We start from the raw sequence: 13,358 nt of genomic DNA on the forward strand, positions 1-13,358 counted from the left end.
GCGCATGCGCACGGCTCGGGTCCGACGGCAGCGCATCCGCCCGGACCGTATCCGCAGGGCGCGATTCCGCCGGGACCGTATCCGCCGATGCCGTATCCGCCTGGGATGTATCCACCGGGCGCGTACCCGCGCGGGCCTGTTGTCGGGCCGCCGCAGCCGCGGCCGGAACCGCCGGAGGATATTCGGACGGCGCGGCAATTATGGTGGGGCGTAATCGGATTCGGCATTCTGCAGATGCTCGGCTCGGTTGTCGCGGCGTTTCAGCAGCGCAAGGATTTCGCGCAGAAGATGTTCGACCAGGTGCATGTCGGAGATCCGAATTTCACGATGGCCAATGCGGAACTGATGGTCTCGTTGGCCTTCGTTGTCGCTGTGGTGATCGGGTTGGCGCTGGCCGCGTTCGCCTTGCTGTTCGTGCACCAGTTCGTGCGCGGAAAGCTGTGGGCGCGGACGCTTTTGACTGCCGTTGGCGTCTGGTTGGTGCTGGTCGCGATCGGCACACTGTTCGCGCTGGAAGCGGTGACCGGAGCGGCCTCGCTGGTAGCGGGTGCGGCGGCGATCGTGCAGGGCGTGCTGGCGGCGGGTGCGGTGTATCTGAGTCACCGTCCGGACTCGACCGTGTACTTCCAGATGAATCGCAGGTGAACGAAGGCTGGAGCCGTCCGCGAGTTTGTCAAGAAATCGGCAGCATGTATCGTGAGGGTTGTCACAGAGGACATGGGAACCGGAAGTCATTTGTTACACGTTGTCTTACGTTTTGTAAGTACGTCGACCAGATGGCTCCGGGAGATCGGAGGCATCGATGCGAGTGGTGATCCAACAGCCGCAGAGCATTCGACGAGATCTGCTTGTACTGAGCCTGCTGGTCCTGTTCGCGTTGGTCACTGTCGCGCTGCTGATCCTGCCCGGCGCGGTCGGCTGATCCGGGACCGGATGTCGATTCCGGTCGCCGTGCTCGGCTGGCCTTTTCGAGCGACGTGCAAGCAGTCGCCAGCGGCCGGGAGCATGGTGTGACGGATTCCGCGGATGGCGCGACCATCCTGTTCGCCGAACCGGGCGCGCGCTGGCGTTCGGTGGCATACGGGCCGTTGCTGTGTCTGATCGTGCTGATTCTGGAATTGGTGACCGCCGATCAGGTGCACTGGTTCGCTCTCATTTTCTGTGCCGCGCTGATCGCGGGTTTCGTTGTGCTGCAGGTGATCGCGGGGCAGCGGCATGTGAGCGTCGAGCTGACCCCCGGTACGCTGCGTGAGGGCACCGAGACCCTGTCGCTGGCGTCCATCGCCGCGGTGCTGCCCGAGCGGGACGAGGACTCCTGGGACGATGAGGATTGGGAATCAGCGCGCTCGCTCGGCGAATTGAGCGGGGTGCCACGTCGGCGCAAGGGCATCGGGCTGCGGCTCGTCGGTGGTGAACTGGTGCAGGCGTGGGCGAAGGATCACCGCGGACTGCGGGCCGCGCTGACCGAAGCGCTCGGCAAGACCGATGCCGACCTGCCCACGCGGACCGAGGAATCCGAAGACAGCGAGAACGGAGCGGATCGTTGACGCGCTTGATTGCGCTCGGTGACCGGATGCTTCCGGCATTGGTCGAGTTGACGCTCGCGCTGGGGTGCGCGGTTCTCGCGGTGGTGAGTTGGCGCAACGGGCTGATCACCACCACCTTCGCGCCGTCGGGTGACGTGCCCGGCTTCGATTCCACCCGCTACAGCGCTCCGTGGTTGGTGCTCGCCGCTTTTCTGGTCATGGTGGCTGGCGTGCTCGCGATCGATGCCGTCGCGCGCACGGTGCGTGCCGCGCGTTCGCGCTGAACCAGGGCAATCACCGGCGATCCGCATAGCCGCACCGTTTGTTCGCGAATTTCGCGGGAACATCGCAGGCATGATGCCGACAATCCCATCGTTTTCGCTACTGAATCTGCTGCCGGTTCCGTTGGCCTGTCTGCTGACAACCGGTTTCGTCGGGCTCTGCTTGGGCGTTACTTCGTAGCGCGGAAGCCTGGGCGCACCGGCGATCCGAGACGTGCCCTGGCGCATCGGTCGCGACTGCACTACCGTGCAAGTGCCGCGCCGCGAGGTGCAACGGTCGGCATTCAGTGAATACTGTTGTGGCCGTTATGCTTTCGGCCGGTATCCGAATTGTGTCGACTGGGAGAAATGCTTGTGATTCGTTTTGTTGGGAAAGTGTGCGCGGCGGTCGTCGTGGCGGCCGCGATCGGTGCGGCGCCCGCATGGGCCGCGCCGGGACTGCCGCTGGAGCCCACTGCCCAGACCGACACTCAGACCGAGGTAGCCCAGCCCGCGCCGATCTTCGTGCCCGATTCGGGTTCGGCCGGTGTGTACAACAACTTCATGTGCCAGCTGCACACCATCTCGGCCTCGGCGCCGTGCATGTACACCTGAGTTCGCTCGCCCTCGCCGGGCTGCCGCCCCTCTAGTCCCAACTCTGATAGATGTCGAGCGTGCGGCCGTCCCTGGTGCCCGGCGCGTTGAGGTACACGGTGACGGTGCCGTCCGGATGCCTGGCCGCCTCCATGATGACCTGGCGCAATGAGGCATGCACTCCGCCGTTCTCGTCGCGGTAGATCTCGGTGTCACTCTTCAATCCGGCGCCGATCCGGTTGAGCGGCACCACCATGGTGACCAATGCGGGCAGTGGTCCGTCGCCGAGGGCCGTGGTCTCCGCGTGATCCAGATGCAGCCCGATCCGGTCGGGCTGGCTGACCGGATCCGCGGCGGCCGCGGTCCCGGTGCCGACGGTGACGGCGGCGGCGAGCGCGGCGAAGATCGTGGCGCTGATGACGGCGAACCGCATTGGACCCTCCCGATCGGGTAGATGGTGCGACGACCCACCGAGATTACGCATCGGTAATCGGTCGGCGACCGATATCGGCCGCAACCATGATCGGCGTGTTGCGCAGAACCGACTGCGGTGCGTGCGGTCTGCGTCACTCGACTACACCCTGTCGTCGACTCCTTCCAATCGGGCTGAGACACTGGACGTCGTGAGTTCTTCTCCGCGCGTGACCAGGGCATCGGTGCCGGTCTCGGCTCAGCTCTTCGACCGGGCCGCTTCGGTGATTCCGGGTGGTGTGAATTCGCCGGTGCGGGCTTTCAAGTCCGTCGGTGGTACACCGCGATTCATCGCATCGGCCAAGGGCTGCACACTCATCGATGTCGACGGCAACGAGTATGTCGACCTGGTGTGTTCCTGGGGTCCGATGATTCTCGGCCACGCGCATCCCGAGGTGGTCGAGGCGGTGCGGCGCGCGGCCGTCGGCGGACTGTCTTTCGGCGCGCCGACCGAGGCCGAGATCGAACTCGCCGAGCTGATCGCCGAGCGGGTGGCGCCGGTGGACCGGGTCCGCCTGGTCAACTCCGGCACCGAGGCCACCATGAGCGCGGTCCGGCTGGCCCGCGGCTACACCGGTCGCGCCAAGATCATCAAATTTTCGGGTTGCTACCACGGCCATGTGGACGCACTGCTTGCCGACGCCGGATCCGGTGTCGCGACCCTCGGCCTGCCGACCTCGCCCGGTGTCACCGGCGCGCAGGCGGGCGACACCATCGTGCTGCCGTACAACGACATCGAGGCCGTTGCCGCCGCGTTCGCCGCGCATCCGGGTGAAATCGCGTGTGTGATCACCGAGGCGGCCGCGGGCAATATGGGTGCGGTCGCACCGCTGCCCGGTTTCAACGAGGGGCTGCGCAAGCTGACCGCCGACGACGGCGCGCTGCTGATCATGGACGAGGTGATGACCGGATTCCGGGTGAGCCGGTCCGGCTGGTTCGGCCGCGACGGTGTCGCCGGTGACCTCTATACCTTCGGCAAGGTGATGAGCGGTGGGCTGCCTGCCGCCGCGTTCGGCGGTCGCGCCGAGATCATGAATCACCTTGCGCCGCTTGGCCCGGTTTATCAGGCGGGCACCCTTTCCGGGAACCCGGTCGCCGTCGCCGCCGGCCTCGCCTCGCTCCGCGCGGCCGATGACGCGGTGTACTCCGCACTCGATCGCAATGCCGAGCGGCTGGGCGGCTTGTTCACCGAGGCGCTCGGTGCCGCGGGGGTCGAGCATCAGGTCCAGTTCGCGGGCAATATGGTGAGCGTGTTCTTCGCCGACCGTCCGGTCACCGACTACGCCGCCGCTAAAGCCAGCCAGACCTGGCGTTTCCCCGCTTTCTTCCACGCACTGCTCGACGGCGGTGTGTACGCGCCGCCGAGCGCGTTCGAAGCATGGTTCGTCTCCGCGGCGCTCGACGAGGACGCATTCGACCGTATCGCCGCCGCCCTGCCCGCCGCCGCACATGCGGCCGCGGCCGCCACCCCCGAAGGATCCCGCGCGTGAGTTCCGACCAGTCAGATTCAGAAATGCGCGAACTACCAGATACCTCTGTCGACAGCGCGGAAACGGCCGCCCTCGCCGACGAGTCCGATGCCGCTGCGCCGGTCGGCGCGGTCGAGGACGACACCGTCGAGACCATCGTGCACGTGCTGCGGCACGGCGAGGTACACAACCCGAAGGGCATTCTCTACGGTCGCCTGCCCGGATTCAGCCTGTCGGTGACCGGTCGCGCGCAGGCCGGTGCGGTGGCGCGGTCGCTGGCCGACCACGACGTCGCGGTGGTTATCGCCTCGCCGCTGCAGCGTGCGCAGGAGACCGCCGAGCCGATCGCGCGTCAGCACGGGCTGCTGGTGCGCTCCGACGAGAACCTGATCGAGGCCGGTAATACCTTCGAGGGCCTGCGGGTTTCGGTCGGCGACGGTGCGCTGCGCAAGCCGAGGCACTGGTGGAAGCTGCGCGATCCGTTCACCCCGTCCTGGGGCGAGCCGTATCTGCAGATCGCGCACCGCATGCTGGCCGCGGTCAATAAGGCCAGGGTCGAGGCGGCCGGACACGAGGCGGTGCTGGTCTCGCATCAGCTGCCGGTCTGGACGCTGCGGCGGTTCCTGCAGGGCCAGCGGCTCTGGCACGATCCGCGGCATCGGCAGTGCTCGCTCGCCTCACTGACCTCGCTGGTCTACCAGGGCGACACCCTCGTCGACATCGTCTACTCCGAGCCCGCAGGCGGTTCGGATCCCACGGTGCACGGCGCATGAGAACTTCTTCCCGGCCGTCGGCCCGGCGTTTCACGTCGGTGCTGCTCGCGTGCGTGGCCCTGGTGGCCGCGCTCGTGGGTTGTTCGACCGGGAAGGATGCGGTGGCCTCCGGCGGTACGTTCGAATTCGTCTCGCCCGGTGGCAAAACCGATATTTTCTACGATCCGCCCGCCGCGCGTGGCACCATCGGCAAGCTCGCCGGGCCGGATCTGATGACCTCGGGCAAGACCACCTCGGTCGCCGACTTCCCGGACAAGGTGGTCGTGCTCAATCTGTGGGGGCAGTGGTGCGGGCCGTGCCGCGCCGAAGCGCCCGCTCTCGAAAGGGTCTACGAGGCAACCAAGGACAGGGGCGTCGTCTTTCTCGGCATCAATGTCCGCGATTTTCAGCAGGACAAGGCGCAGGACTTCGTCGTCGACAACAAGGTCGGTTATCCGTCCGTCTACGACCCGTCCATGCGCACCCTGCTCGCGCTCGGCGGCAACTTCCCGACCAGTGTCATTCCCACCACGCTGGTGCTGGATCGGCAGCATCGGGTCGCCGCTGTCTTCCTCCGCTCGCTCTTGGCGGAAGACCTCCAACCAGTTGTCGAACGCATTGCCGCGGAAGGTTCGCAGTGACCCCGCCCAAGCCGTTCGGCCCATGTCGTAATTGCGTCCCGCTCGATAGCGAGCGGTAGGAAAGGTGCAATCGTGAATCGCGATCGCCGTACTCGTAGCCCGCGTGCCTGTCGCCCGCGGCAGGCCGCCCGTCTCGTTCGCGGTGTCTGGACGGTCGATGACCGGTGGGTCGGCGTTGCCGCCGTGCCACGCAGCGCCGCAGCCGATTCCATGATGGACTTCGCGCCGGAGGCCGCGCCGGTGCCCGAGCGAGCTGATCGACCCCCGGTGGAGACCGACTGATGGTGCTTGCCGCAGTAGGTGATTCGTTCCAGCAGACGGCGGCGACGGGGCCGCTGTTATTGGCGCTCGGCGCATGCGTACTGGCCGGACTGGTCTCGTTCGCCTCGCCGTGTGTGGTGCCGCTGGTGCCGGGTTACCTGTCCTATCTGGCCGGGCTGGTCGGCGCCGAGGCGCCGCCCGCCACCGCAACGCAGGCCAAAAGCCTTGGCAGCACAGCGGTTTCGGTCGATCGGGCTGCGGCACGTACGGGTCGGATCCGAGTGGCCGGTGCGGCCGGTTTGTTCGTCGCGGGCTTCACCGTGGTGTTCGTGCTCGCCACCGCAACGGTTTTCGGCGTCATCCAGACCCTGAACGTGAATCGTGAACTGCTGCAACGGGTCGGCGGTGTGGTCACCATCCTGATGGGTCTGGTGTTCATCGGCCTGGTCCCCGCGTTGCAGCGCGATACGCGGATGGAGCCGCGCAGGCTCACCGGTATTCTGGGCGCTCCGCTGCTCGGTGCGGTCTTCGCGCTGGGTTGGACGCCGTGCCTCGGGCCGACGCTGTCCGGGGTGATGGCGGTTTCGGCGGGGACCGAGGGCACGACGGCCGTGCGCGGCGTCGCGCTGATCGTCGCCTATTGCCTCGGCCTCGGACTGCCGTTCGTGATCCTGGCCTTCGGGTCGGCGAGTGCGTTGCGCGGGGTCGGTTGGCTGCGGCGCAATTCGCGCACCATTCAGATCATCGGGGGCATATTGCTCGTCGCGGTCGGGATCGCGCTGGTCACGGGGGCGTGGGATCAGTTCGTCGCCTGGGTTCGCGATGGGTTCGTTTCCGAGGTGACGCTGCCGATATGACCGTGATCGACAGACCCGAGGCGCCGGTGACGCCGCCGAAGCAGTCCCCGGTCGGGCGTGCCTGGGCGCTCGTGCGCAATGCCTGGCGCGGGCTCACCAGTATGCGCACCGCGCTGGTATTGCTGTTCCTGCTGGCCCTGGGCGCGATTCCGGGTGCACTGCTGCCGCAGCGAAATCTCAACGAGGGCAAGGTCGACCAGTACATCGCCGACCGCCCGACGCTCGGACCGTGGATGGACCGGTTCCAGCTGTTCGACGTGTTCTCCAGCTTCTGGTTCACGGCAATCTATGCGCTGCTGTTCATCTCGCTCGTCGGCTGCATTCTGCCGCGGTGCCTGGATCACTATCGCGCGCTGCGTACGCCACCGGTCCGGGTGCCGCGCAACCTGTCGCGGCTGCCGCACCATTATTCCGAAACGATCGATGGCACCCCGGACGCCGCGCTCGAGCACGCTCGAAAAGAGTTGCGCGGTTGGCGGACCGAGGTGCGCGACGGTACTCGTGAAGGGGAGATCACCCTCTCCGCGGAGAAGGGGTACACCCGCGAACTCGGCAACCTCGTGTTCCACCTGGCCCTGGTCGGGCTGCTCGTCGCGATCGCGGTCGGCAAGCTGTTCGGTTACGAGGGCAGCGTGATCGTCATAGCGAACAACGGGCCCGGCTTCTGCACCACCTCGCCCGCCGTCTTCGACTCGTTCAAGGCGGGCAATATCAACGACGGCACCGGTATGGCGCCATTGTGCGTGCGGGTCAAGGACTTCAAGGCCGATTACCTGCAGAACGGTCAGGCCGAGATGTTCACCTCGCATATCGAATATCAGGCCGGTGGCGATCTGCAGAGCGACACCTGGCGTGATGCGCAGATCCAGGTGAACCATCCGCTGCGCGTCTCGGGGGACCGGCTGTATCTGCAGGGCCACGGTTACGCGCCGACGTTCACGGTCACCTTCCCGAACGGCCAGACCCGAACCGAGACCATCCAGTGGCGGCCCGACAATGCGCAGACCTTCCTGTCCAGCGGTGTGCTGCGGATCGATCCGCCCGGCGGCATGTACGCCACCGACGAGGAGCGCCGCAAGAACCAGATCGCCATCGAGGGTCTTTTCGCGCCGACCGCGCTACTGCACGGCAGTCTGCTGACCTCCTCGTTCCCGACCATGAACGATCCGGCCGTCGCGGTGGACATCTATCGCGGCGATACCGGCCTCGATACCGGTAAGCCGCAGTCGCTGTTCGCGCTGGATCCCGAGCAGGTGAAGCAGGGGCGACTGACCAAGGAAGCCAGGGTCAACCTGCGTCCCGGCGAGTCGTCGACTTTGCCCAATGGCACCAAGGTCACTTTCGACGGTGCACAGGAATTCGTGAATCTGCAGGTATCCCACGATCCGGCGCAGCAGTGGGTGCTGGTGAGCGCGCTTGCCATGATGGCCGGACTGCTGGTGTCGCTGCTGGTCAAGCGGCGACGCATTTGGATCCGCGGGTACCCGGCCGATGACGAAGCGGGTACCGTTGACAAACGACGCACCGTAGTAGAGATGGGCGGGCTCGCCAGAACCGATCAGGCGGGCTGGGGCAGCGAATTCGATCGTCTGCGCAAGCGCCTGCTCGATGACCGATCCGCCACGGGAGAGTGACCATGCCGATCGACGAGACCATCGCCCAGTACAGCGACCTCGCCTTCAAATCGGCGATCGTCGTGTACGCGCTGGTGCTGGTGCTGCTGATCGTGCAGTACGCGGCGGCGCGGACGCAGAAGGTCGTCGCGCGTGAACTGGTAACCGCCGGCGGTGGTTCCGATCGTCCCGCCGGGCCCGGCCGGGTCGAGACGCCGCAGGCCAAGCCGTTCGCCGAACGCGCAGGCAATATGGCGTTCTCCGTGCTGTTCGTCGCCATCGCGCTGCACGTGACCTCGATCGTGTTGCGCGGCTTCGCAACCCACCGCTTCCCGCTCGGCAACATGTACGAATTCGTCACCATGGCGACCGCCGCGGCCGCCGTGGTCGGCATGGTGTTCCTGCGTGAACAGCGCTACCGCTCGATGTGGGTCTTCCTGCTCGTCCCGATCCTGATCCTGCTGTTCCTGGCCGGCACCTTGCTCTACGCCGACGCGGCACCCGTTGTGCCCGCACTGAAGTCGTTCTGGCTGCCCATCCACGTCACCATCGTCAGCATCGGCAGCGGCGTCTTCCTGGTCTCCGGCATAGCCAGCCTGCTGTTCCTCTACCGCCTGCGTCAGCCCGAAGGCGCCGAATCCGACAATATCCTCGGCACCATCGCCCGCCGCCTCCCCGACGCCCGCACTCTGGACCGACTGGCCTACAAAACCACCATCATCGGCTTCCCCCTCTTCGGCGCCGGAGTAATCCTCGGCGCCATCTGGGCCGAAGCCGCCTGGGGCCGCTTCTGGGGCTGGGACCCGAAGGAAACCTGCTCCTTCATCGCCTGGGTCCTGTACGCCGCCTACCTCCACGCCCGCGCAACCTCGGGTTGGCGCGACACCAAGGCCGCGTATATCAACATCGCCGGGTTCGTAGCGATGCTCTTCAACCTGTTCATCATCAACATCGTGATCAGTGGACTGCACTCGTACGCCGGGCTGAACTAGAGGGTTTTACCAGCGGAAATGGGGCGGTGCGCGACACGCCCCGCAGCCTGAACGAGCCGGGCCGATATCCCACTTATGCTTGCCAAATATTAGCTATGTGGGTCTGTTCATGCGATTTCGCCGCCGCTGATGTACATCCGATTCGAAACGGGATCAGATATGCGCCCTCGATTCGTCGTTATCGCGACCGGTGTGGTCGCCGCCGTCGTGGCTGTGTTCGTGTGGCCCGGCGCCGAGCCGAGCCGAGCCCAACCGCCCGGTGCTGACGTATCCGGTGCCGGGATTCATGTGACGACATCGGTGGAGAACGTCAGAGTTGACCCACCGGGCGACCGGATGCCGAACTTCCTCATGACGTTCGCGCATGCCGCGCAGCTATCCGGCAATTACTCGCTGAACGTGGAGGGCGATGGAATAGTGTCCGGCCAGGCCGTCGCGGGGTTCCTCCTCGGCTGCGCGCTCACGCTGGACAACGGCTTCACCGTCGGAATCGATCCGAATCAAGGGCTGTTGGCGAGTATTTCCCCCGAATTCAGCCAGTCGAACGCTGCCGCCAGACTGCCGAGTACGGCAGTGAAGCCGGTGTCCACACCGCAGCCCGCCAGCACCACCTCCCGGAGCGCCGTGACGACCTCCCGGAGTCCCGCGCCCACCTCTCACATTGCCGCGCCCACCTCTCAGAGTGCTGCGGCGACCTCTCAGAGTGCTGCGGCGACCTCTCAGAGTGCTGCGGCGACCTCTCAGAGTGCTGCGGCGACCTCTCAGAGTGCCGCGCCGACCTCTCAGAGTGCTGCGGCGACCTCTCAGAGTGCCGTGCCCACCTCTCAGAGTGCCGCCACTACGTCCCCCAGCGTCGAGACCACGACACCGAGCGTCGAGACCACGACCCCGAGCGTCGAGACCACGACACCGAGTGCCCCCAGCGCGAGCCTCGGACCGACCGTCGGCGGCACCCTGGGTTTGACAGAGGTCCTGGAAGCCACGTTGGCGCCGGGCCAGATCACGACCGTCACGACAGTGACGACCAACCTGGACAACAAGACCGTGTTCCCGTACCACTTCATTTTCAACAACGCCGCGTTGAACGTCGGCCAGTGCGCCTCACCGGTATCGGCCGTCCCCTTCGTCACCGCCACGGTGAGCACCGCGCTGGAGACGGTGCAGACCTCCGCGTACGGCACCCAGTTCACCTTCTGATCCGACCAGGGACCCTCGGCTCTCGATGGCCGAACAGTGCGACTTACAAGCGGTGGACGCAGACTACGAATTGGCGTTGCTGGTAGACGATTCCGCGGTCGCTGGAGGAGCAGACGTTCACGTTTGTGGTGTTCAGTTTGACGTCCATGACGCGGACGGCGTTGGGGACGCCCTTGGTGTTGCAGTCGAGGCGTTTGGGGCCGTCTTTGTTCGGGTCCATGCAGCCGCCGATTACCCAGTCGATGTCCATGCAGAGGGCGGCGCGGTTGATGCCGTGCAGGGTGTCGTTGAGTGAGCGGTCGGCGTCGGCTGGGCAGGCGGCGTTCTCGGGCGCCTTGTCGATGACCTTGTAGTTGGAGGTCGCGCTGCCGCAGGTGGCCTTGCCGAGGGTGGGATTGTCGCCGCTGCCGCCGATTTCGACGCAGTCACCGACATCGACCTTCAGGCCGCCCGCGATCTTGTCGAAGGTGCTGCGGATGGCGGAGGTGGTCGGCGGGGCCTCAGGGGTGGTCAGCGGCAGCTCGGGGAACGACGGTTCCGACGCGGTGGTCGGCGCGGCATCGTTCTGGGCCGCGGGCGATGGGCTGCTCGTGGTGGATTTGTCGTTGCTGAGCGACATCGCCGCCACCGCCACTACGGCTGCGGCCAGCGCGGTTACAGCTATGAAGACCGTCAAGGTGAGACCCGCACGGACACGTTGACGCGACACCTGTGACGTCCTCCAGGGCTGTTCGAACTCGCGCGCCGAGATACGAAGTTGAAAGTTGCAATGGTGAGAGATCACGTCATGCCTACACCATCCGGTGTGTGCGCGTCGAGTCACCGATTTTCGAGGATAAAAAGGATACTTGTGTGAAATGACCACAGGTCGGATGTGGGAGTAACAATCGAATAACGATGGTCGTTTAGGGTTTCCCAAATGCCGTGCGGGGCAACAAGCTACGTGGCGCTAGACGCGTCAACCGGCTACCGGGGCCGGTGCTTGTCAGAAGGAAACCTTGATGAAGTTCGGCACGTTCGCCGTCACTCTCGTGTCCATCGCCGCCGTGGGAATCGCGGCGGGAACCGCGAATGCGAAGCCAGCGGAAGTTGCCAAAGAGGTGTCGGCCTCCGGCGTCGAGCAGGGAATCGGTTACCACACAGTGGCTTCCGAAATCTCGGATGGGCACCGGGATCGCGTTCTCACCACCGAGGTCGACAGCGGCAAGTTCGAACTCGCCGACAACGGCACCAAGGTCTTGCTGAAGTCTGATGCCGGTGCCGTGGTGACGGAAGTCCCCTTGACCTACGAGCTCTCCGGCACGAAGGTCGCGGTCGACCAGACGATCTCCGATAACGGCCGAACCCTCGCTCTCACACCGAAATTGAGCGCCAAGAACATCGGCGAGATGCAGCCGGTCAATTCCATGGCCCGCCTGACCGACGAAATCAACAAGAACATCGTCGGCGTGGTCCTCGGCGGCGTCCTCGGCCTCATCATCGGCGCCATCGTCGGCGTCTTTTTCTTCAGCATCATCACCGGCCCAATCGGCGCGGTAATCGGCGCGATCGCCGGCGGCTACATCATGGGCGGCCAGTCGTTCATGGACGCCCTCATGGCCGTCATCAACGGCGAGCCGTGATCGTTTGAGCTCTCGCATCACTGGCGACTACTTCGCACCGGCTCCACCTTGTGCGAAGTAGTCGCCAGGGACGCGTGAAAGCCACTGTGCGCGAGTGGGGATTCGGCCGACCGGAGTGAAGCGCAGGGTCGCGCTTGGTTGCCACCCGTGGTCGGGCGATCATGGATCGACGCGAAGGTCGAGGCCGACTTCGCTTCGGGATCCCGGGAAGCGCTGAGGCGCGACCTCCGGTGCCCGTGAGCGATCGTTGTCGCATGTGATCGCCGAACTCGGTTCGCGGGCTGAGGCAACGCCCGTGCGCCGACCGGTAGCCGACGAGATTCGATATCCGTTGTCTATGCCCGCCTGGTATCCAATGCGGCGACTTCCTGTTCGGCGCGGCCGGAAGGCATAGTTCGGCGATCGGCCGGGCCTAGGCCTACTCATGGCATGCGCGCCGGTTGATTGCACGTCTAGGCGCAATTGATCATCGGTGCAGCAAATAATCCGCGGTAAATACGCTCGCGCGATAGCGGGCTCCCGGAAACCTCCCGGTGCGAGCGAACGATCAGCGCTCGGTAGACCCGTCACCATCGCGATGCTGGCGCGAAAGGCGCCACAGGAATTCGGGGTCGTCGTCGGGCCCCATGATGCGCTTGCGCTGCGGCGAACGCGTGGGCGGTCCGGCTGTCTTCTCGGGGCCGAACGCCTTCCAGCACAACACCGCGACTGCCACAACTGCGATGAGTGCCAACAGGTACGTCACGTCGCTCACCTCCTGCTAACGAGGGTAGTCGCGTGCGTAGCCTTCGAACACCGCAGACACGAAATTGGTGGGTGCGGGCCCCTAGACAGGAAGATCGAACTCACAGCTACAGGCCCGCGGACCAGGCTCAGCGTGCGGTGGCCTCGGTGGTGAGGGACTGGAGCAGCTGAAGTACCTCGGATTCGCGGAACCGGCGATGCCCGCCCGGTGTGCGCAGTGATCCCAGGCGCCCGGCGTGGGCCCAGCGGGTAACGGTCTTCGGATCGACGTGGAACATGGCGGCGACTTGGCCCGGTGTCAGCAGGGTGTCCTGGCCGCCGACGGTGATCGCAGTCATAGCAAACCTCTCCGTTCTCGA

At 65.6% G+C, this 13,358-nt stretch carries 17 protein-coding genes; 13 read left to right on the forward strand and 4 right to left on the reverse strand.

Features of this window, described 5'->3' with window-relative positions:
- From NP3_RS51215 to NP3_RS31700, 4 genes are all read left to right on the forward strand, one after another.
- Positions 1-645 (forward strand): hypothetical protein (locus NP3_RS51215; protein WP_281197645.1); only part of this gene is annotated, 645 nt, incomplete at its 5' end.
- A 365-nt stretch (positions 646-1,010) separates the two neighbouring features.
- On the forward strand, positions 1,011-1,547 hold the full coding sequence (mce1N, locus tag NP3_RS31690; protein ID WP_245721191.1) for a transport-regulating membrane protein Mce1N: 537 nt from the start codon (positions 1,011-1,013) through the stop codon (positions 1,545-1,547).
- Complete coding sequence (locus NP3_RS31695) at positions 1,544-1,810, forward strand: hypothetical protein (RefSeq protein ID WP_063045362.1); 267 nt, start codon at positions 1,544-1,546, stop codon at positions 1,808-1,810. The genes mce1N and NP3_RS31695 overlap by 4 nt, the downstream gene beginning before the upstream one ends.
- Before the next feature lie 351 nt (positions 1,811-2,161).
- Entirely contained in the window at positions 2,162-2,401 is a 240-nt protein-coding gene (locus NP3_RS31700; RefSeq protein WP_157124691.1) for a hypothetical protein, read from the forward strand.
- A gap of 31 nt (positions 2,402-2,432) precedes the next feature.
- On the opposite strand, the gene NP3_RS31705 is transcribed toward NP3_RS31700, so the two are convergent.
- Positions 2,433-2,813, reverse strand: a complete 381-nt coding sequence (locus NP3_RS31705) for a hypothetical protein (RefSeq protein WP_063045366.1) — start codon at positions 2,811-2,813, stop codon at positions 2,433-2,435.
- A 190-nt stretch (positions 2,814-3,003) separates the two neighbouring features.
- Between NP3_RS31705 and hemL the strand changes: the two genes are divergently transcribed.
- The 8 genes from hemL to NP3_RS31740 all read left to right on the forward strand — a co-directional run bounded on the left by hemL (position 3,004) and on the right by NP3_RS31740 (position 10,633).
- Positions 3,004-4,341, forward strand: a complete 1,338-nt coding sequence (gene hemL / locus NP3_RS31710; RefSeq protein WP_063045368.1) for a glutamate-1-semialdehyde 2,1-aminomutase — start codon at positions 3,004-3,006, stop codon at positions 4,339-4,341.
- A gap of 23 nt (positions 4,342-4,364) precedes the next feature.
- Entirely contained in the window at positions 4,365-5,093 is a 729-nt protein-coding gene (locus NP3_RS31715) for a histidine phosphatase family protein (RefSeq protein ID WP_245721192.1), read from the forward strand.
- Entirely contained in the window at positions 5,090-5,713 is a 624-nt protein-coding gene (locus NP3_RS31720) for a TlpA disulfide reductase family protein (protein ID WP_063045370.1), read from the forward strand. The genes NP3_RS31715 and NP3_RS31720 overlap by 4 nt, the downstream gene beginning before the upstream one ends.
- A gap of 72 nt (positions 5,714-5,785) precedes the next feature.
- Positions 5,786-5,995, forward strand: a complete 210-nt coding sequence (locus NP3_RS48375) for a hypothetical protein (RefSeq protein WP_157124692.1) — start codon at positions 5,786-5,788, stop codon at positions 5,993-5,995.
- Entirely contained in the window at positions 5,995-6,831 is an 837-nt protein-coding gene (locus NP3_RS31725) for a cytochrome c biogenesis CcdA family protein (protein WP_063045372.1), read from the forward strand. The genes NP3_RS48375 and NP3_RS31725 overlap by 1 nt, the downstream gene beginning before the upstream one ends.
- A complete protein-coding gene (gene resB, locus NP3_RS31730) occupies positions 6,828-8,465 on the forward strand; it encodes a cytochrome c biogenesis protein ResB (RefSeq protein ID WP_063045374.1) in 1,638 nt (545 codons plus the stop codon). Before NP3_RS31725 ends, resB begins: the two co-directional genes overlap by 4 nt.
- Positions 8,466-8,467: 2 nt before the next feature.
- Positions 8,468-9,436, forward strand: a complete 969-nt coding sequence (gene ccsB, locus NP3_RS31735; protein WP_063045377.1) for a c-type cytochrome biogenesis protein CcsB — start codon at positions 8,468-8,470, stop codon at positions 9,434-9,436.
- 159 nt (positions 9,437-9,595) lie between these two features.
- Positions 9,596-10,633, forward strand: a complete 1,038-nt coding sequence (locus tag NP3_RS31740) for an MspA family porin (RefSeq protein WP_169814612.1) — start codon at positions 9,596-9,598, stop codon at positions 10,631-10,633.
- A 43-nt stretch (positions 10,634-10,676) separates the two neighbouring features.
- Here the strand turns inward: NP3_RS31740 and lppU are convergent, their stop codons facing one another.
- Complete coding sequence (lppU, locus tag NP3_RS31745; RefSeq protein ID WP_063045381.1) at positions 10,677-11,342, reverse strand: LppU family putative lipoprotein; 666 nt, start codon at positions 11,340-11,342, stop codon at positions 10,677-10,679.
- Positions 11,343-11,634: 292 nt separating this feature from the next.
- On the opposite strand from lppU, the gene NP3_RS31750 reads away from it, so the two are divergent.
- Entirely contained in the window at positions 11,635-12,255 is a 621-nt protein-coding gene (locus NP3_RS31750; RefSeq protein ID WP_063045382.1) for a DUF8020 domain-containing protein, read from the forward strand.
- Positions 12,256-12,802: 547 nt separating this feature from the next.
- Here the strand turns inward: NP3_RS31750 and NP3_RS31755 are convergent.
- On the reverse strand, positions 12,803-13,000 hold the full coding sequence (locus NP3_RS31755; RefSeq protein ID WP_063045430.1) for a hypothetical protein: 198 nt from the start codon (positions 12,998-13,000) through the stop codon (positions 12,803-12,805).
- Between the two features lie 127 nt (positions 13,001-13,127).
- The gene (locus NP3_RS31760) at positions 13,128-13,337 is read right to left on the reverse strand and encodes a BldC family transcriptional regulator (protein WP_040696172.1); all 210 of its coding nucleotides are present in this window, start codon (positions 13,335-13,337) and stop codon (positions 13,128-13,130) included.
- Between the last annotated feature and the right edge of the window lie 21 nt (positions 13,338-13,358).

The organism is Nocardia pseudovaccinii NBRC 100343 (assembly GCF_001613225.1).
GTDB classification, from domain to species: Bacteria; Actinomycetota; Actinomycetes; order Mycobacteriales; family Mycobacteriaceae; genus Nocardia; species Nocardia pseudovaccinii.